Origin of the sequence: Pedobacter africanus (assembly GCF_040548825.1) — a bacterium.
Taxonomy (GTDB): Bacteria; Bacteroidota; Bacteroidia; order Sphingobacteriales; family Sphingobacteriaceae; genus Pedobacter; species Pedobacter africanus_A.
This window is the reverse complement of sequence record NZ_JBEPSL010000001.1, coordinates 1523633-1544587: the sequence shown is the minus strand read 5'-3', so window position 1 is coordinate 1544587 and position 20955 is coordinate 1523633. Positions and strand designations below refer to the sequence as shown.

Below are 20955 nucleotides of genomic sequence, written 5' to 3'. Positions count from 1 at the left end.
ATCTGGTGATCTTTCTTCGGACTGGAAACCTGTGCCTGAAAAAGGCAAAATTTTCCTATGTCCTCTTAAGACACCAAATTTTGGGGGAGTGGAGGGGCGAAGGATGAGTTGATGGGGTAGAAAGGACTAATAACGAACTATTTTCACTGTGTGCGGAAACAATTAAGATTTTTTATACATTAGGGCTTTTATTTATTTATTGTTTTTATGGCTGGTATGTTGTTTTTGAATAGGTTAAGCAGTTTATTTTTGTTTTCAGTTCTGTTTTTACAGGCATTACTTCCCACGGGGACTTATGCGCAACAAGCCCTGGTGAAGTATGTAAAACCCATTATTGGCACACAGAAAATGGGGCATACCTATCCTGGAGCTACAGTACCTTTTGGAGCTGTACAGCTAAGTCCGGATACAGATACGCTTTCTTATGAACTGAACGGGAAGTACAACGGAGACGTGTATAAGTACTGTGCCGGCTATAAATATGAAGACAAAACAATAGTGGGATTTAGTCACACTCATTTTAGTGGTACCGGGCATTCCGATCTGGGTGATTTTTTAGTGATGCCTACACAGGGCAGGCTTAAATTAAATCCCGGCACAGCAGACCGGCCAGGGAGTGGCTTCCGTTCAGGATTTTCTCATGCCAATGAACGTGCAGAAGCAGGTTACTATCGTGTAAAGCTGGATGATCACCGGATCATGGCTGAACTGACCGCTACCGAGCGTGTGGGCCTGCACCGTTATACCTTTCCGAAATCAGAAGACTCGCATGTGATTCTGGACCTGATGTCGGGAATTTACAATTATGAAGATAAAAACGTATGGACTTTTGTAAGGGTGATAAATGATACATTGATCACAGGCTACCGGCAAACCAATGGCTGGGCGCGAACCCGGACAGTTTATTTTGCGATGTCTTTCTCAAAACCGTTTAAGGGGTATGGACAAAAGAATTTTGATAAAACACAGGTATACAAAGGCTTTTGGAGGAAGTTTGACCAAACCAGGAATTTCCCTGACATCGCTGGAAAACAGATCAGGATGTATTTTGATTTTACCACTGCAGACCAGGAACAGGTCATGATCAAATTTGCCTTGTCGCCGGTAAGCCAGGAAAATGCATTGGAAAATATGCGCACTGAAACACCAGGCTGGGATTTTGATGGGATAAAAGCCAAAGCACAGGCAAAGTGGAATACAGAACTGAATAAAATTGTCATTGATGCCAGTGAGGATGATAAGATTAATTTTTATACAGCGATGTACCACGCCTTTATCAATCCTACCAGTTACATGGATGTAAATGCGGAATATAAGGGGCTGGACCAGAATGTACATCAAGCCGATGGCTTTACAAATTACACTACCTTCTCGCTATGGGATACCTATCGGGCATTGCACCCTTTTCTGAATATTGTACAGCCTTCGCGCAACAATGATATGGTAAAATCCATGATGGCACATTATGAGCAAAGTACCTTAAAAATGCTGCCTATATGGTCGCATTATGCCAACGACAACTGGTGCATGAGCGGCTATCATAGTGTTTCAGTTATAGCAGACGCCATCATTAAAGGGGTGTACAATGGTGATGCAGAAAAGGCCCTGAATGCCTGTGTGGCTACTGCAAGTCGTCGTAATTACGAGGGAATAGGAGATTATATAGATAAAGGTTATATCCCCGCAGAAAACAACCGGACTTCTGTTTCGAACACACTCGAATATGCTTATGATGACTGGTGTATTGCACAGATCGCCAAAAAACTAGGGCGTGGGGATGTGTATGCCAGTTTTATGAAAAGGGCGGGCAACTGGAAAAATGTGTTTGACTCCCGGATTGGTTTTATGCGTCCGCGCCTGGCAGATGGCTCCTTTAAAAAGGAATTTGATGTACTGAGTACGCATGATCAGGGCTTTATTGAGGGTAACACCTGGAATTACAGTTTCTTTGTGCCGCATGACCCCGCTGCAATGATTACAGCTATGGGCGGCGCTAAAAAGGTAGCTGTACGCCTGGATTCACTTTTTAACATGCATCTTCCTGATGAATTTTTTGCCGAAACGGAAGACATAACCCGCGAAGGTATTATTGGAGGTTATGTGCATGGCAATGAACCTGCACATCATGTAGCATACCTGTACAACTGGGTAGGACAGCCCTCGAAAACGCAGGAAAGGGTAAGAATGATCCTTAAAATGCAGTATAAACCTACGCCTGATGGCCTGGGTGGAAATGACGATTGCGGCCAGATGAGCGCATGGTACATGTTTTCTTCATTGGGCTTCTATCCGGTTTCACCAGGTTCTGACGAGTATGCATTGGGAAGCCCGGCAGTGAAAACTGCTGTGTTGAATTTAGAGAACGGAAAAAAGTTTACCGTTGAGGCCATTGGCCAGAGTGATCAGCACATTTATGTCTCGAAAGTATTTCTGAATGGGAAGCTGGTTAAGGGGCATAGCATCAGGCATGCCGACATTATTGATGGCGGAGTTCTGAGATTTGTTATGACAGATAAAATCAGGTGATCTTTCTAAAGACACCGGATTTTATGGAAGCGAGAGAGCAGGAGGCGCCGGGACCCGTCTTTTGTAAGTTGTTCAAACTTTTCGTTAAACGAAGGCGGGAACATCTGAGCGTGGATCGTTGCCTTGTATCTGGTTTTTTCTGATATCCGAAGGCTGAACCGGCTGTTTAATGATCTTTTTATGGAGGCCGGAAGCGGCACTGTACAGCAGTATACTACCTAATACAATTTCTTCGGCAGCTACGATATGATGTTTCCTAATTTTTCTGATTCCTTTTTGCAACATATAAACACCCGCAATTACGGAAATCAGTCTTTTTCCGGCATCCAGTTCTTCGGCTTCGTATTTCGTGAGTAAGGAGCTGACCAATGAGGTAGTGAACTCGTCTTTTATCTTTTTAAACATAATTTTCTATTAATAACTACTTAATTAACGCTCAAAAGCTTCTTTTTGTTTGTCGGTCAGCAATCAAAAGTGCCCTATAACTTATCCAGCACCATATTTATGGCTTTGTTAACGACTTTTACGGGTTCTTTACTGAACTGATAGTTTACCCTGCTGGCCAGTATGGCGTTTACTGATAAGGCTTTATGTCCCAGAACCTTTGCCAGGGCATAAATACCGGCTGTTTCCATTTCCAGATTGGTAATTCTGTAGCCTGAGTGGCGAAACGAACTGAGATGCATGATGAGGTTCGGAATGGCATTTTTTGCACGCACCTGCCGGCCTTGCGGTGCATAGAAGCCCGGGGCGGTAACTGTGATCCCTTTTTCCATTTCGGCAGCAATAGTGTTCAGCAGCCCGCTATCGGCTGCAGTAATATAAGGGCTGATGCCTTTGAGGTGGGAAAAATGCGTTTTTATACCCTCAAGCAGGCTATGTTCATCACCCGATAGTTCATGTATATAATAATGCATCAGTGCATCCATACCTAAACCAAAGGAGGAAGCCAGAATGGTACCCATAGGCACATCGTCCTGTATCGCACCTGAAGTGCCAATCCGGATGATGCTCAACGAGCGGAGTTTCTTTTTAACCTGCCGGGTTCTGAAGTCAACATTTACCAATGCGTCAAGTTCATTCAGAACGATGTCGATGTTGTCTGTCCCAATACCTGTAGAGATAACTGTGAGACGCTTTTTACCGAGGTACCCGGTATGGGTGATAAACTCCCGTCCGCCTTTACGCAGTTCAACGGTGTCAAAATGTTTGGATACCTCTGGCACCCGGTCCGGATCGCCAACTGTAATTACGGTATCGGCAACATCATCAGGTAAAAGGTTAAGGTGGTATATGCTGCCATCAGGATTAATGATCAGATCGGCAGCCGACAATTCTTGGCCCATAAGCTTAAAGTTATCAAATTTTAAGCAGTAAATAGATACCTTGCTGTAACGCCTTCTATTTTTTCTATTTTATGGAGAATGGTATTGAGGCCCGATTTCCTGATCTCCAGCTTCATACTGCAGGAGTTGTCAAAGTTCTGGGACAAAATATTTAGTTTTTCCTCTTTGATCAGTTTCATCACATCATTCATGAGCAGATAGTCAAAATGGATTTCATAAATGTCATTAACCGTCTTTTCTACAATTTCTGCTGCCTGTATGGCTTCTGCAGCAGCAGTTTTATAGGCATTGATAAGACCCGGCACACCAAGCAAGGTACCACCAAAATAGCGCACTACCACCACCAGCACATTGGTAATATCGGCCGAAAGCAGGGTATTGAGGATAGGCCTCCCTGCAGTGCCTGAAGGCTCGCCATCGTCCTGAATGCGAAAAATGCTTCTGTCGGGACTTAAACGCAAGGCCCAGCAGAAATGCCTGGCTTTGGCATGTTCGGCCCTAAGATTAGATAGTATATCTTTAACCTGATCTTCAGAAAGCACCGGATAAGCATAGCCGATGAATTTACTTCCCCTGTCGCGGAATACCCCTTCAGCTGCCGCTGCTATGGTTTTATAAGTATCGTCGAATAACATTAACTAAATGGATTGGTAATCAGCAAAATAGCAAGCAAAGCAAGAGCAAGCCCCCAGTAGTTCAACTTGTTTAGCTTTTCTTTAAAAATAAGTATCCCTACCAGGCTGCCCGCAATAATCACCCCCATATTCATGGCAGCAAATACCACGGAAGGATTATCAGCCATCATACGGTGTGCCTTGAGGTAAAAAAGGATATTGAAAAAATTAAAGAAGCCAAGGATACATCCGCAAATGAAATTCACAAACTCTATTTTTTGTTTTTTAAAGGCCGAGAGGTAGAAAACCGCGACCAGTGAAATGACAAAAGCAAGGATGAAGATCACAATCAGTGAACTGGTATAGGGGATGGCTTTGATCTGGGCAATCTTTTTAAAAAGGATATCGATAATTCCGAATCCAATGAATACAAAAATAGGGTAGAGCCAGTTTAAGCCTTCATTCTTTTGGGCAGTTTTTTTATAGAGCGTAAAAAATATGGCAATAAAACCTACCGACAATCCGGCTATTTTAAGGAGACTGAACTGCTCTTTAAAGATAAAATAAGCTGCCATTATCGGCAAAAATAACGACAAACGTTGCGCAATATCGGTTTTTACAATACCTATATTTCTTACCGAACCGGCAAGAAACCAGAAGACAACGGGTAACAATATCCCCAAGGCAATGTATACGGAGTTGACCGGAGCACTGGTAAGTTCGCTAAAGGAAGGCTTGAAAAAGAATAAGCTAAGTACAATGGCAAACAGGTAGTTCCAGGTTACTGCCTGCACAATATTGATCTTATACCTTCGGGCAAGCTTGAGGAGGACGGCGACTGTAACGCTACAGCAAATACTGATGAGTAAATAGATCATGAATGGTTATTTTGATAGATCGTTAATTTGTCTTTATCAAGGTCCAGATGTTCGATAACATGTACCTGTATTTTTGGTGCGGCAAGGCCCTCGTTCCAGGTATGGGCAGCTGTAAACACCCTCGCCTCGTCCCACAGGCCAGCTGAAATGAACTGGTTGAGTATGTTTGCCCCACCCTCAATGATCACAGAAGCAATATCCATCAGGTAAAGCTGGAAGGCTATTTTCTGGGGCAGGTAATGCTGCATGTCCTCCATTTGTATAAAATGGACATTTCCTTCTACAGCGGTCTTTATTTCGTTAAATATCACTGTCTTGGTCTGGTTATCATAAAGGTGACTGCCGGTTGAAACCTCTAGTTTTCTGTCGATAAGCAGACGGATGGGATTTTTGCCTTCCCACTCGCGTGCACTGAGCCGTGGATTATCGGCAAGGGCCGTTTGTTTGCCCACCAGAACCGCATCCTCTTCTGTACGCCATTTATGTACCAGTTTTTTAGCCAGGGCTCCGCTGATCCATTGTTGCAGGGAATTTTTAGGCGCAAAATAACCATCAGCTGTTTCTGCCCACTTCAAAATGATGTAAGGGCGCTGCAAAGCGATGCGGGTAAAGAACCGACGGTTAAGCCGGCTGCATTGCTGCTCGAGTATACCAGTAACGACCTCAATGCCTGCATTTTTAAGTTTTTCTATGCCTTTGCCGTTTACCCCATCAAATGGGTCGGTGTTTCCAATAACCACCTTTTTAACCTGGTGCCTGATGAGCAGATCTGCGCAGGGCGGGGTTTTGCCAAAATGAGCACAAGGTTCAAGGCTTACATATACCGTAGCATTGGCCAGTAATTCCGCAGCCTGGTCTCCATAGGCACTACATACCGAATTAATGGCATTTACCTCGGCATGGGCATCACCGAACTTCACATGATAGCCTTCGCCTATGATTTTTCCATTGTTTACGATAACGCAGCCCACCATAGGATTCGGGCTCACATTTCCCATTCCCATAGCGGCGAGTTCAAGGCATCTCTGCATGTATAAATCGTCGGTCATTACAGCAAAAGTAAGGTATATTGTTCGATTTACTTACTTTTGCAGGGTATGAATTTAAGACAGCTGTTGCAACATTTTACACTACAATTACGCGACATTTATGACGCTGAGGAAGTTGCGTCTATCTTTTACCTTGCAACCGGACATGTTTCCGGATTAAGCAGGGCCGAGCTCAGTTTAAGAAACGACAGGGAACTGACAGGGGTAGAAGCTGATCGCTACACAGCCATATTAAAAGCGCTGGAAAGCGGGAGGCCCATCCAGTACATACTGGGCGAAACTGAGTTCTACGGATTACCGTTTAAGGTAAACCCGGCAGTGCTGATACCCAGACCTGAGACCGAAGAGCTGGTGGAGTGGGTACTGGAAAGCTGTGCACTTACTGCAGCCTCAGGCGGAAAAATGCGCATACTGGATATCGGCACCGGCAGTGGTTGTATTGCTGTAAGCCTGAAAAAAAACCTGCCTGATTTTGAAGTTTTTGCCCTGGATGTATCTGAAGCTGCAATTGAAATTGCAACTGCTAATGCCATTTTAAATGAGGTAGATATCCGGTTTATCAAGGCTGACATCCGCAAATATGTTTCAAAGCAAAAGTTTGACCTTATTGTGAGCAATCCGCCTTACATCACCTTAAAAGAGCAGGCTGAAATGCATGAAAATGTGCTGGCTCATGAACCACACCTGGCCTTATTTGTTGCCGACGAAAAGCCCCTGGAATTTTACGAAGCCATTGCTGATTTTGCACAGGTACACCTAAGTGGTATGGGCCTGCTTTTTTTTGAGATCAATGCAAATTCAGGTAAGGAAACAGTTGATATGCTGACAGCTAAATCCTTTATAAATATAGAAGTAAAAAAAGACATGCAGGGCAAAGACAGAATGATAAGGTGCAGGAAAGGACAGCCGGTATAAAGCCTAGCTTCGGGAGTGGAACCCGTTTATGATGCCCCTCAAATAATCGCGGTCCAGATGGGTATAGATCTCGGTAGTAGTGATACTGGAATGCCCCAGCATTTCCTGTACCGCACGCAGATCGGCACCACCTTCAATTAAATGTGTTGCGAAAGAGTGGCGGAAGGTATGGGGACTGATGCTCTTTTTTATACCCGATTTTATGGCCAGGGTCTTAATGATACTAAATACTGAGACCCTGGAAAGCCGGCTTCCGCCGCGGTTCAGAAAGATATAGTCTTCAAATCCCTTTTTGATACGGATGTGTAGCCTGGTTTCCTGCAGGTAAATATTGATGTATTTTAAGGCGGTAGTTCCAATAGGTATCAATCTTTCTTTATTCCCTTTACCAATTACCCTGATGAACTCGTTTTCTTCAAAAACATCTGATATCTTGAGGTTAATGAGCTCAGAAACCCTTAAACCACAGCCATAAAGGGTTTCGAGAATGGCCTTATTGCGCATGCCATCGGGCTTGGAGGCATCAATAGCCGCTATCATTCCATTGATTTCATGAATATCCAATGTATCGGGCAGGTGCCTGCTGAGTCTTGGTGTTTCCAGCAGGGCAGATGGGTCGGTGGTAATAGCCTCTTCCAGCATTAAAAAACCAAAGAAGGATTTTAAGCCTGAAAGCACCCTGGCCTGTGTACTGGGCAACATCCCCAGCCCGTTGATCCAGGAAATGAAAAGCTTCAGGTCGTTGGAAGTAATATCCTTGACATGAGGCTGTTGTTCCAATGATTCAAAATACTGAAACAGTTTATTTAAATCGCTAAGATAGGCCTCAATAGAATTTACAGAGAGGGAACGTTCCAGTTTGAGGTAATTTCTGTACGACTGCAGATAAGGGTTATGGATCACAAAATAAATTTTATACGCTACGTTTTTTTTGGCTAAGTTTGAGCTGATGAAGATACAAATTATTAATGGCCCAAACTTAAACCTTTTAGGGCTTCGTGAACCTGGCATATATGGAAACCAGGGCTTTGATGAATACCTCAATACACTCAGGGAAATGTACAGCATCCTCGAAATAGACTATTTTCAGAGTAACGTAGAGGGTGAACTGATCAATAAACTACATGAAGTTGGCTTTAGTTATGATGGTATTGTGATCAATGCCGGCGGGTATACCCATACTTCTGTGGCCATTGCTGATGCCATTGCAGCCATAAAGACCCCTGTAGTTGAGGTGCATATCTCCAACATCTATGCAAGGGAAGAATACAGGCATGTTTCGCTTACCGGAAAGAACTGCAAGGGTGTTTTAACAGGCTTTGGGATGGATGGCTACCGTCTGGCCATAGAGAGTTTACTGAAAGGATAACAATGAACATTAAAAAATTTCTGTTGGCAGCCGTATGTACCGGTTTAAGTTTGACTGCCTATTCGCAATCAGAAGTTACTGAAACCGAGATCAAGGCGCATATCTCATTCCTGGCTTCGCCTGAGATGGCCGGACGTTTTCCTGGTACTGTGGAAAATAAAAAAGTGGTGGCCTACCTGATCAAGGAATTCAAAAAATCGGGTATTAAGCCCTATGGGAAGTCTTATTCACAGGATTTTATTGCCAAAATAAGGGTAAAAAAGGGAGTTAGCGACACCCCAAAAGTGCTTACGCAGAATGTGATCGGTTTTATTGAGGGGTCTGACCCCTTGCTGAAACAGGAATTTATTGTACTGGGTGCGCATTACGACCATTTGGGCATGGGAGGACCTTCTTCTAAAAAGCCGGATACCACAGGCATACACCTCGGGGCCGACGATAATGCCAGCGGTACTGCAGCTTTGTTGGAAATTGGCGAAAAGCTGGCCGCAAACAGGAAACAGCTGAAACGCAGTGTACTGCTGATTGCTTTTGGAGCAGAAGAACAGGGTTTGCTGGGATCGAAATACTTTGTTGAACATCCTGTAATTCCGCTGCAATCTATAAAGCTGATGCTGAATATGGATATGGTAGGCCGCATGAACGCTGAAAAACAACTGTACATGGGTGGTGCCGCCTCTTTTAACGGAGGTATGGAGTTGATGAAAGGCCTCGGACCGGAAGCTGGCATCAACCCTATAGTGATTGCTTACGATGTAGGCGGATCAGACCATGTGTCATTTTACAAGAAAGACATCTCTGTTTTAGGTTTCCATACGGGCGGGCATCCGCAATACCACACACCTGAAGATCAGGTTTCACTGATCAATATATCCGGAGAAAAGCTGGTATGCGATTACATTTACAAGGCTATTTTAAGCGTTGCTAACCGTAAGGATGCTATTGTATTTGTGCCGGAACAGAAAAACTAAATTCCAAGCTGGCTAAAGAACCTGATCTTTTTAATGAAATAAGCCCATACAATACTGGATGGGTACTGGCCTGTGTGTTTCAGGAAAGGGATTTGTTTTGCGGTTCTTTTCGCCCCATTTTTTGACAGGTTGCAGAGGAAATCGTAATGTGCCTTGTTGATGGCCCAGGCAAACTGCGGCTTGCCCTGCAGCAGAAAATGTATCCATGCAACGAAATCGATAGACATGCGGATAAAAATACGCGGGTAGGCATCGGCTAAAGGAAGGTTCTTTTGCATGATGACCAGGTTATTTTTAAAATTCAGATAGGTTTTGTAAGGGTTATTTGAATTCAGGGTGCCGCCTCCTACATGGTAAACTTCGGCCTGGGGGCAGTAAATGATCTTATAGCCCAGATTTTTCAACCGCCAGCAGAGGTCTATCTCTTCCATATGGGCAAAAAAATCGGGATCCAGTCCTCCGGCCTCTTTCCAGCACTTGCTTTTGATAAATAATGCAGCGCCACTAGCCCAGAAAATCTCTTTCTGATCATTATATTGGTTATTGTCTTTTTCTACAGTATCGAACAGGCGGCCCCGGCAAAAAGGAAAAGCATGCAAATCCAGATAGCCTCCGGCAGCACCTGCATATTCAAACTGCTCCTTATGTTTCTGCCATTTGATCTTTGGCTGGGCAACAGCAATCTGCGCATCTGCTTCCATAGCATCAATAACAGGTTGTATCCAGTTTTGCGGCACTTCAACGTCAGAATTGAGCAGTACATAATAATCGGCCTCTATCTGCTCCAGCAATTTACCATACCCCTCGGCAAAGCCATAATTTTGATCGTTCACCATCACTTTTACATCCGGGTAATTCACTTTTGTAAAAATGACAGAATCGTCTGTTGAGGCATTATCTCCAACTATAATTTGCAGATTAGGGTATTGCGATTGCACTACGCTGGGTAAAAACTGCTCAAGCAGGGCCTTTCCGTTCCAATTTAAAATTACTACTGCTACACTGGGTACTGTCATTATCCTGCGCTTTGGGGTTTATGTTTCCATCGCCTGTGGCTCCAGAGCCAGTAAGCGGGTTCTTCTTTGATGATTTGTTCTAAAAGGTTGAATTGCATATCAGAGATCTGGTGTCCCTCAGTTTGTTTAGGGTTAAGGCATAAGGGAATGCAATCGATCTCATAATACCCTCTTTTAATGACCTTTGTTTTAAAGTAAAATATTGGCCTGTTGGTCTGCAACGCTATTTTTTCCAGTCCGAGCAGCACTGCTGTCGGCTGGTTTAAGAAATTGATCCAGTAATTCGTTTCGTTCCAGAAGGGGGTCTGATCACCCGCAAAGCAATAGATGTTGGCCTCATTTCTGGTGGCTGCAATAGACCTTAATGTCTGTTTCATGGGGATAAACCTGTTTCCGAAGCGGCTGCGCAACTGGTAAAACCAATTGTCAAATACCTGGTTGTTCAGGGTTTTATAGATCACATACGCCGGTTTGGAAAGGTTCAGTCCCAGGGCCATTGTTCCCAGCTCCCAATTGCCGTAATGTCCGGTACAGGCCAAAGCACTCTCGCCCTTATTAAAATAGGCCTCTACGAGATGGAGATTGGTAAACCGGACCCTTTTGTTGATTTCTGCCGCAGAAATAGAATGCATTTTCAGCATCTCAAAAACCATATCTATGAAATAGCTGAAAAACTTCTTTTCTATTTGTATGATCTCTTTCATCGGTTTTTCGGGAAAGGAATGCTGAAGGTTTTCCCGTACCACTTTTTTGCGGTAGGGAATAATATAATATACGATGTAATAAGCCAGATCTGCGAAGATGTAGAGGATGGAGAGGGGCAGGAGTGATAAAAAGTTCAAAAAAAATATTCCTATATAAGAAAAGGTTTTTTTTATCATTAATTTGGCGAATTGAGAATGCAAACATAAAATATCAGATGCAAAGTTCAGCTATATTCCCACTTTTTTATCTTCCGCCTGTCGCTTATTTTTCTGGTTTAAAAGAATTGAATTACAATTTTTTAATAGAAAGAGAAGAGCATTTCCCTAAACAGACCTATAGGAACCGGGCAAGAATATACTCACCAAATGGCGATCTGGACCTGATTGTTCCTGTACTCAAAGGGTCAAAGGTGCATACCAAAGTCAAGGATGTTAAGATCAGCAATGATTTCAACTGGCAAAGGCTGCACTGGAAGAGTTTTGAAAGCTGTTACCGGAATTCTGCCTATTTTGAGTACTATGAAGACGAATTTGTCCGTTTTTACGAGCAGCCATTTGATTACCTGTTTGATTTTAATTTTCAGTTGCTGGAATGGCTGTTTAAGCAGTTAAAAATTAAGCCAGAACTTGATTTTACGTCGGAATATGTTAAGGACGCAGAACCAGAGCTTGATTTCAGAACAAAACTACATTTCAAGAAAAACACCACAGTTACTGATTTCAAGCCTTATTTCCAGGTTTTTGATGATCGGCAAGGCTTTAAGCCAAACCTAAGCATAACAGATCTGTTATTTAACCAGGGGCCGCAGGCTAAAAACTACTTTTAAGTTATGGGTAAACCGGCAAAACACAAGCGCAAACGTAAACACTATTCTTTACCGGTAGCCGGCTCCAGTCCGGGCGTGGTATACATTGATGAACATTCTTTGAAACCTGTGATTACGTTTCACAGTTACAACGACCATCACTATGCGGTTAAAGAATTGGACAACATTGAGAATTTATCCAGAATACTGGCTAATAAGGAGTTCAATTACTGGATAGAGATCAAAGGTTTCAATTCGGTTGCCATGTTTGAAACCCTGAACACCGATTTTGGCATCAGTAAACTGGTTCTGGAGGACATTACCCGGACTTATCAGCGCCCTAAGCTGGAAGAATATGGTAAATATGATTTCGCCACCAGCAGAATGCTGCATTTTGATGAACATAAGAACCTGGACAATGAGCAGGTTTCCTTTATTTTAATGGAAAACGCATTGTTCACTTTCCAGGAAAGCTATGAAGATTGTCTGGACCCCATAAGGAACCGCTTAAGCGTAGGAAAAGGCAACATCAGGATTGCCGGAAGCAGCTACCTGATGTATGCCTTGATGGACATCATTATTGATACCTATTTTGAGATCCTGGGTGCCTGGGGCGATGAGCTGGACCTGATTGAGGACCGTTTATTCGATAAGCCCGACCGCACGGTGATGTTTGATACCCAATTTGTGAAACGGAACCTGATCAATATGAGGCGGGTAGTATGGCCGGAAAGGGACAAACTGAACGATATGCTGAGAAGCGACAGCCTGCTGATCCCTGACCAGACAAAAATGTACATCAGGGATGCTTACGACCATTGCATACAGATCATTGATATCGTGGAGTCTCTAAAGGAGATTTCGGCCAGTAACATAGACATGTACCTTTCCATCATCAGCAACAGGATGAACGAGATCATGAAGGTACTGACCATCATTTCCTCCATATTTATCCCTTTAACTTTTATTGCCGGTATTTATGGGATGAACTTTGCCATTGAGGATCCCGTTACCGGCAGAGTATTGCCACAAAATATGCCTGAATTGTATCAGGAGCATGGCTATTTATACACGATGATTGTGATGGCCGCCATCGCGGTATTACAAATCCTATATTTCTGGCGCAAGGGATGGTTTAAATAGAACCGATTATTATTACCTTTACCGGCGTATGCAATCTTTCGATCTGGACAGGACAGATGTCTCTAAGATTAAGGTAGCCTTAAACGGTGATGATGAACAGCTCAAAACTCTTCTGGGGGAATATCATGCCTCGGAGATAGCCATTTTATTTGAGAGCCTGAATAAAGATGAGCAGCAAAGAATCATCAATTTACTGGATGTAGAAACAGCTTCGGAGGTCATTGCTGAAATGCATGAGGAATCGCACCCTGAAGAATTGCTGTTGCAATTACATCCGGATAAGCGTACCGAAATTGTTGAAGAGCTCGATTATGATGATGCCACAGACATCATTTCACAGTTGGAGGAGCATGAACAAAAAGAGATCCTGGCCGACCTGAGTGAGGATGATGCATCGAATATCAGGAACCTGTTAAGCTACCACGAAGAAACCGCGGGTGGTTTGATGAATACGGAGTTTATCCGCATTAACCTCAACCTGACCAAAAAGGATGCAATTGATGAGATCATTCGCCAAAGTGAAGAAATAGAAGAATTCTATACTATTTTTGTGGTAAACGACGACAATACGTTCCAGGGCATTGTTTCTTTAAAGGACATCATTAAGGCTAAGGGAAATGTAAAGATAACGGAGCTGGTAAAATCTGAAGTGGCCTGGGTTTACCCGGATACAGATCAGGAAGAAGTAGCAAGGCTGATCTCTCAATACAATATTACCAGTATACCCGTACTGGATAAAGACATGAAACTTTTAGGACGCGTCACCTTTGACGACGTAATAGACGTTCTGGAAGATGAGAATACGGAAGACATCTTAAAAATATCAGGGGTTTCGGAAGACGAGGAACTGAGCGGTAATTGGGTAGAAGCGGTAAAATCACGTCTTCCCTGGCTGATCCTGAACCTTGGTACAGCTTTCCTTGCTTCCGGTGTAATCCGTCATTTTGAGCCCACCATTAAACTGATCGCTGTGTTGCCCGCTTACATGACAATTATTGCCGGTATGGGTGGAAATGCCGCCACACAGGCCCTTGCGGTAACTGTAAGAAGGATATCCTTATATGATTTGACGGATAATCAGGCTTACAGAACGGTGCTCAAAGAACTTACAGTAGGGGTGATCAATGGGGCCTGTACGGGTTTGATCGTATTTTTATTTGCTTTGTTTTTTGACAGCAATCCGCTATTGGGACTGGTTATTTTTCTGGCCATGAGCGGAAACTTATTGATTGCGGGCATCACAGGCGCAGGAATTCCACTCATTTTAAAACGGGTTGGTATAGATCCGGCCATTGCTTCTTCAATAATTATTACAACATTTACAGACGTTTTCGGATTTTTACTCTTGCTGGGACTGGCAAGTAAACTTTTACTTTAATTAAAAACAATATATGCAACCAACTAGACACAACTGGACTAAAGAAGAAATATCGGCCATATACCATAAGCCGTTTCTGGATTTAGTTTATGAAGCTGCAACCATACACCGCGAGAATAAAGATTACAACGAGGTACAGGTAAGTTCACTGATCTCGATCAAGACAGGCGGATGTGCAGAAGATTGTTCCTATTGTCCGCAGGCAGCCCGTTACCATACCGATCTGGAAGTACAGCCACTCATGCAGCTTGGCCAGGTAGTCAGTGCAGCGGTAAAGGCGAAGGAGGGAGGGGCCTCGCGTTTGTGTATGGGCGCTGCATGGCGTGAAGTGCGCGACAACCGCGATTTTGACCGTGTTATTGAAATGGTTAAAGCCGTAAATGACATGGATATGGAGGTATGCTGTACCTTGGGCATGCTTACTGAAAATCAGGCGCAACGACTGGCAGATGCAGGTTTATATGCTTATAACCACAATATTGATACTTCTGAAGACGATTATAAACGCATCATATCTACACGCGGCTATGACGACCGTTTAAATACCATTAAAAATGTACGCAAGGCAAAATTAACCGTTTGCAGCGGAGGTATTATTGGCCTGGGCGAAACAACTGAAGACCGCGTTTCTATGCTGCAAACACTGGCCAATATGGAAGTACACCCGGAATCTGTCCCGGTAAACGCCCTGGTTCCGGTAAAAGGCACACCTTTGGAGGATCAGCCACGCGTACCAATCTGGGATATGGTAAGAATGATTGCTACTGCCAGAATTGTGATGCCAAATTCGGTAGTACGTTTATCGGCCGGAAGAAATGAAATGAGTACTCTGGAGCAGGCCTTTTGCTTTATGGCCGGTGCCAGCTCAATTTTCGCCGGGGATAAACTGCTGACTACGCCTAACCCTGCCTTTGTAGATGACATGGCCATGTTTGAATTGCTGGGATTAAAAACCCGGGATGCTTTTAAGAATGGCAGGCCTGTAAATACTTTGAAGAAAACTGAAGAGGTAACAGCTGGTTAAATAGCTGTTACCCTTGTTTCTATATTGCCCCTGGTAGCCTTGGAATAAGGGCATACCCGATGGGCCTTATCAGCAAGTTGCTGGGCTTCTTCCAGTGAAATACCTGGGATATGCACATCCAGATCGGCAGACAATAAAAATGAATTGCCATCCTGGTTAAATGAGACATGAACCTCCACAGTTGCCTCCGAAACCTCAACGCCATCGTGTTCAGCTATAGCTCCCAGTGCGCCTAAATAACATGGCCCCCAGGCTGCTGCAAACAATTGCTCAGGGTTGGTTGCACCTCCTTGTCCACCCATTTCCCTTGGCTTTCTTACATCAAACTCTATTGTCCCATCGCTGGATTTAATATGACCATTTCGGCCGCCCCGGGCTGTAACCGAGGCTGTATACAACTTTTCCATAGCTAACTATTGTGTTTTTTTATTGATAATATAACAGCAGAAGATATACTAAAGTTTCAGCTTTTTATGTCTTACGCTTATATTTTAATTTTTTCTGACAGCTTAAATATGTCATAAGCCGCTTTCTGGATCAGGTCAATTTGCTCTGCCACAATCATCTCGTCATTTTTATCATGTATAGATTCAGCAATATTATTCCTGATGAGCGGTACATTACTGGTGAGGCCCCTGTTGTGTTCCAGATTTTCTACAGCCAGGTTTAACAGATAAAGGGTATTTTGAACCGTAGGTTTCAGGTCATCAAAATTGGCTACCATAAATGCATGTTCCTTTTTATAAAGTGAGAGTGTGGCTATATAGGATGAAAAAAGATGATTGAGCGCTGTAAACTGATGAAGTTCAGTCATCATTAACTGCTTACTTTTGGGTTCAGAAAACATGCGCTGAAAAAGGGACGCCAGGTTAGCTGAAGTTACATACACCTCTTTACGTGCCACCTTGTAATTTGTAAGGTTATGGACTTCGTCAACATACAGCAATACCACCTCCTCAAAATACTTCATATTCGCTTTTAAAGTGTCTATCATGGCTTCCTTCAGCTTTTCGTGTTCCCAGTTAGGGAATAAGGAATAGCTGGCCAGCAGGGCAATACCAGATCCAATCAGTGTATCATAAATCCTTTCACGGGCTATGGATAAACTTCCCATCCCCAGGAAATCGAACAACACGAGAATATAGGGCGTCATAAACAGCACGCTGACCACGTAGTTTTTACGTTGGAAACTATATGCACCGATCATACAAAAAAGCAGGATGACAAACAGTGTATTTTTATCCTGCACATAAACCAGGATGCCCATACCAATGAAAGCGCCGACAACCGTACCAATAATCCTTTCGTAATTGCGTTGCTTGGTTAAGCTAAAGCCTGGTTTTGAAATTACCAGAATGGTAAGCAAAATCCAGTAACTGTGTGAAAGGTTTAAGGTTTTGGCTACAATAAAACCGATCAGCATTACAATAGCGACCCGTAAGGAATGCCGGAAAGTTGAGGAACTGAAAGTCATGTTCTCGTAAAGCAGTTTTGCATCAATGTTTTGTCTGCTCACAAAACGGTCTATTTCTATATCCCTTGTTTTGAGGTTTTTCTTTTCCTTTTTATTGAAATAGCTGTTGATGGTTTTAACGCGTGAAAGAATATTCTCTATATTAACCTCTATATTTTTCAAAGCAATGATACCCAATGTATTGTATTTTCCATCGGTATTATTGGTTTCCAGCGCAGTGATTTCATGCTTTAGCTTCTCTACATCTTCAATTAAGGAAGTAGGCAGGCTAGGGGTGGCACCGGTTTTAAGCGCAAAGGCAATATCGTCCAGCTCATCTGCAATCTTAATAATGACAGATTCATAATGCTTAAGAATGCCGGAAGCATCAAATTGTTCATGCAGCTGCTTGTAATTGTAATAGGTAGACATTACCTGCTCAAAAAGATCTACCATATCCACAAAAACGAGCAATAAAAACCGTCCTTCGGGAGTAGACTCCCTTACAATTTCGCGGGTTTTAAACAAGACCTCACGCACTTCGTCCTGTTTTTCGTGTACCAATACCTGAAGCTGCAGGAGTTCTGCATAATTATCATCATAATCTATATTTTTATGATAAAATCTGGCCTTTGCCCTTAAAAAAAGACTGACTTCATGAATAGAGTCGCTCAAGGTTTGCTGTACGAGACGATAGGGGCGTATGCGATAAAAAAAATAACTCAGGCCGGTATACCAGAGGCTTCCAAAGAAAATAAGTGCGGAAGAAAAAAGCACTTCCCGCCATGGCCTGAGGTCATCAATACTGAGCACCATAATGAGCAGTACAGCCGTACCGATGGATGCAGCCCGATTGCCATACAGGAAAAACATAGAAAAAATGAAACTGAAAATAACGATCAGTACACCTGTAAAATAAATATTACTGTTGGTTAAACCTACGATAATGAAAGTAATTGTAATCAGACCTGTGGTAATGAGCATTGCATTCCGCCGGTGTACAATTGGCCCGGGCGAATCGACAACACTGGCGCAAAGGGCACCTAATGAAACTGTCATTCCGTATTGCAACAGGCCAAACTGAGCCAAAACCAGGGACGGACAAAGCACGCCAAGTGTAATACGAAGACCGTCAGCAAAATAAGTACTTAATAAAAAATCATGAATATTTCTGACAGGACGATTAAACATATTGCAAACTTAGATTGTTAGATACCTATCAATTATTTGACCATTTCAGCTATTAATATCAACATTTTTTATCTTAATTTGATTTCAATGAGAAAATTCTCATCCAGTCGTATTTAACCGGGTATGACGGCAATCACCAGCTTTCATTAAAGTCTTATAATTAATATTATGTTAAGTAATAATTTATGAAACAACCCTATTCTCCTTACTTCAGGCTATCAGCCGTTTAAAATTCTTCTAACTTTCCTTTGAGTTCCTGGACTTTATCCAGGCGGTTTTTACGGGTATAGATCTCGATCAGTAATTGTACGGTAGCTTTATCGTTCTGATTGATCTCGTGTGCCTGAAGTAAGGCTATTTCCGCTCTGTTGATATAAGAAACATATTTCTGGTTACGTTCTTCAGGCTTTCCTGATTTAAAGGCTTCATTTGCCGAGTTGATGTAAACCAATCCCAATTGGTACAATGCGTCAAAATAGTTTTCATCTAATCCAAGGGCGCGGTTATACGCCAGTTCTGCAGTGCCGTTATTGGCTTTATTTTGCTGCAGGTAACCGTATAGAAAATAAAGCAGTTTGTTAGTCGACTCAACCTTTAACGTTGATTCTATCACATGCATGGCCTCTGTATATTTTTCATTATCCAGTAACAGGTTGATGTAATCGTTGGTTAGAAATACGTTATAGGGATTTACTTTAATCCCATCCTCCAGTGTTCGTATAGCGAGTTCATGTTCAAACTTAGAGCTATAAATACTGGCCATATTCTGAAAAACAACAGGATTTCTAATACCGTTTTCTTTGGCCCGTTTAAAATAAAATAGTGCTTTATCGTACGACTGCGTATTTTGTGCCGACAAAGCAGCATTGATGGCAATGGTTGTATCCTTTGGCAATAAGTCGCTCACTTCCTTCAGCAGATCAAAAGCCGCTGCAAAATCCCCTTTGGCGTAAGCTACGTTCCCTTTTTTTTGCTTTCTGATGTTTATATTGTATGCCGCAGCATCAATTAAACGGTAGTTTGCCTGAAATTTATCCAGTCTTTTTGCGGAATCAAGTGCCTGAACAGCAAAATTATAATACCTGTCTGCATTTCCTTCATCAGTCTCAATAATTGAAATATAAGCACTTAGATATGCTTTTAGTGCCCAGGTTTCCGGCCATTTTTTTGTTTTGTTATCATTCTGTGCTGCTTCTGCTGCCTTAACCCCCTCTCCCAGCACACTGAGTTGTTTTTTGGCATCTTGCTTAGCATTTATGGCTACCTGTAGCTTACCTACACTGTTACGTGCAATTTGAAGTTGGCTTTTTTGTGCAAAAGCCACATTAAAACTCAATGAAACCAGGAATATACTGCCAGCTAAAGATATCTTACTCATACAAAACTTGTTCTTGATACAAACTTAAAAAAAAAAAAGAGGGATAAAAATTACCCCTCTTTTTAATGTGTTATTCTAAGTAAATTATGGCTTTAACTCTGCCAGTTTCTTATTAATGGCTTCGTAATTTACCTTGTCGTCTTTAAACAGATAAATGATCTTAAGATTTTCCAAAGCATTTACATTTTTTGGATCAAGATCTAAAGCTGCTTTATAATAAGGTACAGACTGGTCAATTAATTTGGTCATTTTAGCACCCAGTTCATTGAATTCTTTAGTTTTCTTAACATCTAAAGCGTTTCTTTTAGTTTGGATGGCCAAAGCCTGCTTGTAATAAGTATCTCCCATCAAATACTGATAAATTGCATTTTTAGGGTCTTTAGCGATCAGTTTGGTCAGCATTTCCTGAGATTTTTCGATATCTCCTTTTTTAATGTAAAGGTCGGTTTCCATACCGATGAAATAAGAATCATCAGGGAATTTAGCAGAAGCTTCTTTTAAAATAGCCAGTCCGCCAACGCTGTCTTTGATCTTATCAAAAGTAATGTTCACGATCTCTGAATACAGGACTTTTGAATCTTTATAATTCAGGTCGATCGCTTTTTTAAAGTTACGCACTACCTCAGGATAATTCTGCAGTTCCTTTGCGGTTACACCAGCATTTACATACATGGTCGTATCATTAGGGTTTTTAGTGGTAATTTCATTAAAAGCTTCCAGTGCACCTTCAAAATTCTTTTTGTTAAAAGCATAGATCGCCCTGTTTCTTAAAGCATTCTCAACGTTCACACTTGCTTGCTGAATGTTTTCTTTTTCAGCACCCTTGGTATCCAAGGCCTTAGCTTTGGTCAGGGCTTCCTCTGCTATTTTCTGGTTGGCCTTGGCATTGTTCAGGTCTACTGAATCTACCAGGGCAATTCTGGAAGCAAACAGCGCTCTGTAAGACCATGCATCCGGTAAATCTTTAGACTTCTCATGTGCTATGGCTTTATCAGTATGGCCTAATCCGTCATTAAGAGCTTTTAAATTATCAGCAAGGGTCTTACCCGAAGTAATACTTAAAAGATTCCATGCTTTTTTGGCTTCGCTGATTTCACTTTTTTGAGCGTTTGCGAGTGAGGCGACACCTACAAACAACATTCCTAAAAGTACTTTTTTCATCTTTTTATCTTTTGTTTTTTAATGTTGATGAAA

Annotated in this window: 20 protein-coding genes; 8 read left to right on the top strand and 12 right to left on the bottom strand. The window is 42.4% G+C overall.

The annotated features are described in order from the left end of the window. Positions 1-216 precede the first annotated feature (216 nt). Positions 217-2526 (top strand): GH92 family glycosyl hydrolase, encoded by a 2310-nt coding sequence (locus tag ABIE26_RS06375; RefSeq protein ID WP_310138807.1) that lies wholly within the window; start codon positions 217-219, stop codon positions 2524-2526. An 84-nt stretch (positions 2527-2610) separates the two neighbouring features. On the opposite strand, the gene ABIE26_RS06370 is transcribed toward ABIE26_RS06375, so the two are convergent. The 5 genes from ABIE26_RS06370 to ribD form a co-directional block, all read right to left on the bottom strand. Further along, positions 2611-2931, bottom strand: a complete 321-nt coding sequence (locus ABIE26_RS06370; RefSeq protein WP_310138809.1) for a hypothetical protein — start codon at positions 2929-2931, stop codon at positions 2611-2613. Positions 2932-3005: 74 nt separating this feature from the next. Further along, complete coding sequence (locus ABIE26_RS06365; protein WP_310138810.1) at positions 3006-3872, bottom strand: nucleoside phosphorylase; 867 nt, start codon at positions 3870-3872, stop codon at positions 3006-3008. A gap of 20 nt (positions 3873-3892) precedes the next feature. Then, positions 3893-4507, bottom strand: coding sequence for an IMPACT family protein (locus tag ABIE26_RS06360; RefSeq protein WP_310138812.1), 615 nt, complete (start codon positions 4505-4507; stop codon positions 3893-3895). Then, positions 4507-5364 carry an EamA family transporter gene (locus ABIE26_RS06355; RefSeq protein ID WP_310138814.1) on the bottom strand — a complete coding sequence of 286 codons (858 nt, stop codon included), beginning with the start codon at positions 5362-5364 and terminating at the stop codon, positions 4507-4509. The genes ABIE26_RS06360 and ABIE26_RS06355 overlap by 1 nt, the downstream gene beginning before the upstream one ends. Beyond that, on the bottom strand, positions 5361-6413 hold the full coding sequence (ribD, locus tag ABIE26_RS06350) for a bifunctional diaminohydroxyphosphoribosylaminopyrimidine deaminase/5-amino-6-(5-phosphoribosylamino)uracil reductase RibD (RefSeq protein WP_310138815.1): 1053 nt from the start codon (positions 6411-6413) through the stop codon (positions 5361-5363). Before ribD ends, ABIE26_RS06355 begins: the two co-directional genes overlap by 4 nt. A gap of 48 nt (positions 6414-6461) precedes the next feature. Between ribD and prmC the strand changes: the two genes are divergently transcribed. Beyond that, positions 6462-7328, top strand: coding sequence for a peptide chain release factor N(5)-glutamine methyltransferase (gene prmC / locus ABIE26_RS06345; protein ID WP_310138817.1), 867 nt, complete (start codon positions 6462-6464; stop codon positions 7326-7328). Between the two features lie 3 nt (positions 7329-7331). Here the strand turns inward: prmC and xerD are convergent, their stop codons facing one another. Beyond that, positions 7332-8231: a site-specific tyrosine recombinase XerD gene (xerD, locus tag ABIE26_RS06340; protein ID WP_310138820.1), complete on the bottom strand. Its 900-nt coding sequence runs from the start codon at positions 8229-8231 to the stop codon at positions 7332-7334. Between the two features lie 46 nt (positions 8232-8277). Here xerD and aroQ point away from each other — a divergent pair, with 46 nt between their 5' ends. Further along, on the top strand, positions 8278-8697 hold the full coding sequence (aroQ, locus tag ABIE26_RS06335) for a type II 3-dehydroquinate dehydratase (protein ID WP_310138823.1): 420 nt from the start codon (positions 8278-8280) through the stop codon (positions 8695-8697). A gap of 2 nt (positions 8698-8699) precedes the next feature. Beyond that, positions 8700-9668 (top strand): M20/M25/M40 family metallo-hydrolase, encoded by a 969-nt coding sequence (locus tag ABIE26_RS06330; protein WP_310138825.1) that lies wholly within the window; start codon positions 8700-8702, stop codon positions 9666-9668. On the opposite strand, the gene ABIE26_RS06325 is transcribed toward ABIE26_RS06330, so the two are convergent. Beyond that, positions 9665-10684: a glycosyltransferase family 2 protein gene (locus ABIE26_RS06325; RefSeq protein WP_310138827.1), complete on the bottom strand. Its 1020-nt coding sequence runs from the start codon at positions 10682-10684 to the stop codon at positions 9665-9667. The genes ABIE26_RS06330 and ABIE26_RS06325 overlap by 4 nt on opposite strands. After that, a complete protein-coding gene (locus ABIE26_RS06320; RefSeq protein WP_310138829.1) occupies positions 10684-11526 on the bottom strand; it encodes a lysophospholipid acyltransferase family protein in 843 nt (280 codons plus the stop codon). Before ABIE26_RS06320 ends, ABIE26_RS06325 begins: the two co-directional genes overlap by 1 nt. Before the next feature lie 77 nt (positions 11527-11603). On the opposite strand from ABIE26_RS06320, the gene ABIE26_RS06315 reads away from it, so the two are divergent. Genes ABIE26_RS06315 through bioB form a run of 4 tightly spaced genes read left to right on the top strand, consistent with a single transcriptional unit; the run spans position 11604 to position 15739 of the window. Then, the gene (locus tag ABIE26_RS06315) at positions 11604-12215 is read left to right on the top strand and encodes a WbqC family protein (RefSeq protein WP_310138831.1); all 612 of its coding nucleotides are present in this window, start codon (positions 11604-11606) and stop codon (positions 12213-12215) included. A 3-nt stretch (positions 12216-12218) separates the two neighbouring features. Then, positions 12219-13337 carry a magnesium/cobalt transporter CorA gene (corA, locus tag ABIE26_RS06310; RefSeq protein ID WP_310138833.1) on the top strand — a complete coding sequence of 373 codons (1119 nt, stop codon included), beginning with the start codon at positions 12219-12221 and terminating at the stop codon, positions 13335-13337. 28 nt (positions 13338-13365) lie between these two features. Then, on the top strand, positions 13366-14715 hold the full coding sequence (gene mgtE / locus ABIE26_RS06305; RefSeq protein WP_310138836.1) for a magnesium transporter: 1350 nt from the start codon (positions 13366-13368) through the stop codon (positions 14713-14715). Positions 14716-14728: 13 nt separating this feature from the next. After that, positions 14729-15739 carry a biotin synthase BioB gene (gene bioB, locus ABIE26_RS06300; RefSeq protein WP_310138839.1) on the top strand — a complete coding sequence of 337 codons (1011 nt, stop codon included), beginning with the start codon at positions 14729-14731 and terminating at the stop codon, positions 15737-15739. Here bioB and ABIE26_RS06295 read toward each other — a convergent pair. The 4 genes from ABIE26_RS06295 to ABIE26_RS06280 all read right to left on the bottom strand — a co-directional run bounded on the left by ABIE26_RS06295 (position 15736) and on the right by ABIE26_RS06280 (position 20922). Further along, positions 15736-16146: an organic hydroperoxide resistance protein gene (locus ABIE26_RS06295; protein WP_310138841.1), complete on the bottom strand. Its 411-nt coding sequence runs from the start codon at positions 16144-16146 to the stop codon at positions 15736-15738. The genes bioB and ABIE26_RS06295 overlap by 4 nt on opposite strands. A 77-nt stretch (positions 16147-16223) precedes the next feature. Beyond that, the gene (locus ABIE26_RS06290; RefSeq protein ID WP_310138843.1) at positions 16224-18383 is read right to left on the bottom strand and encodes an FUSC family protein; all 2160 of its coding nucleotides are present in this window, start codon (positions 18381-18383) and stop codon (positions 16224-16226) included. Positions 18384-18609: 226 nt separating this feature from the next. Continuing rightward, positions 18610-19761 (bottom strand): tetratricopeptide repeat protein, encoded by a 1152-nt coding sequence (locus ABIE26_RS06285; RefSeq protein ID WP_310138846.1) that lies wholly within the window; start codon positions 19759-19761, stop codon positions 18610-18612. 84 nt (positions 19762-19845) lie between these two features. Further along, positions 19846-20922, bottom strand: coding sequence for a tetratricopeptide repeat protein (locus tag ABIE26_RS06280; RefSeq protein ID WP_310138849.1), 1077 nt, complete (start codon positions 20920-20922; stop codon positions 19846-19848). Positions 20923-20955 lie beyond the last annotated feature (33 nt).

What these genes read in the sequence shown, in the direction of transcription:
- corA (WP_310138833.1), top strand. Translation starts at nt 12,219, where the DNA reads ATGGGTAAACCGGCAAAACACAAGCGCAAACGTAAACACTATTCTTTA.
- ABIE26_RS06330 (WP_310138825.1), top strand. Translation starts at nt 8,700, where the DNA reads ATGAACATTAAAAAATTTCTGTTGGCAGCCGTATGTACCGGTTTAAGT.
- ABIE26_RS06290 (WP_310138843.1), bottom strand. Translation starts at nt 18,383, where the DNA reads ATGTTTAATCGTCCTGTCAGAAATATTCATGATTTTTTATTAAGTACT.
- ABIE26_RS06295 (WP_310138841.1), bottom strand. Translation starts at nt 16,146, where the DNA reads ATGGAAAAGTTGTATACAGCCTCGGTTACAGCCCGGGGCGGCCGAAAT.
- ABIE26_RS06360 (WP_310138812.1), bottom strand. Translation starts at nt 4,507, where the DNA reads ATGTTATTCGACGATACTTATAAAACCATAGCAGCGGCAGCTGAAGGG.
- prmC (WP_310138817.1), top strand. Translation starts at nt 6,462, where the DNA reads ATGAATTTAAGACAGCTGTTGCAACATTTTACACTACAATTACGCGAC.
- aroQ (WP_310138823.1), top strand. Translation starts at nt 8,278, where the DNA reads ATGAAGATACAAATTATTAATGGCCCAAACTTAAACCTTTTAGGGCTT.
- mgtE (WP_310138836.1), top strand. Translation starts at nt 13,366, where the DNA reads ATGCAATCTTTCGATCTGGACAGGACAGATGTCTCTAAGATTAAGGTA.
- ABIE26_RS06375 (WP_310138807.1), top strand. Translation starts at nt 217, where the DNA reads ATGTTGTTTTTGAATAGGTTAAGCAGTTTATTTTTGTTTTCAGTTCTG.
- ABIE26_RS06365 (WP_310138810.1), bottom strand. Translation starts at nt 3,872, where the DNA reads ATGGGCCAAGAATTGTCGGCTGCCGATCTGATCATTAATCCTGATGGC.
- ABIE26_RS06315 (WP_310138831.1), top strand. Translation starts at nt 11,604, where the DNA reads ATGCAAAGTTCAGCTATATTCCCACTTTTTTATCTTCCGCCTGTCGCT.
- ABIE26_RS06370 (WP_310138809.1), bottom strand. Translation starts at nt 2,931, where the DNA reads ATGTTTAAAAAGATAAAAGACGAGTTCACTACCTCATTGGTCAGCTCC.
- ABIE26_RS06280 (WP_310138849.1), bottom strand. Translation starts at nt 20,922, where the DNA reads ATGAAAAAAGTACTTTTAGGAATGTTGTTTGTAGGTGTCGCCTCACTC.
- ABIE26_RS06285 (WP_310138846.1), bottom strand. Translation starts at nt 19,761, where the DNA reads ATGAGTAAGATATCTTTAGCTGGCAGTATATTCCTGGTTTCATTGAGT.
- ribD (WP_310138815.1), bottom strand. Translation starts at nt 6,413, where the DNA reads ATGACCGACGATTTATACATGCAGAGATGCCTTGAACTCGCCGCTATG.
- ABIE26_RS06355 (WP_310138814.1), bottom strand. Translation starts at nt 5,364, where the DNA reads ATGATCTATTTACTCATCAGTATTTGCTGTAGCGTTACAGTCGCCGTC.
- ABIE26_RS06325 (WP_310138827.1), bottom strand. Translation starts at nt 10,684, where the DNA reads ATGACAGTACCCAGTGTAGCAGTAGTAATTTTAAATTGGAACGGAAAG.
- bioB (WP_310138839.1), top strand. Translation starts at nt 14,729, where the DNA reads ATGCAACCAACTAGACACAACTGGACTAAAGAAGAAATATCGGCCATA.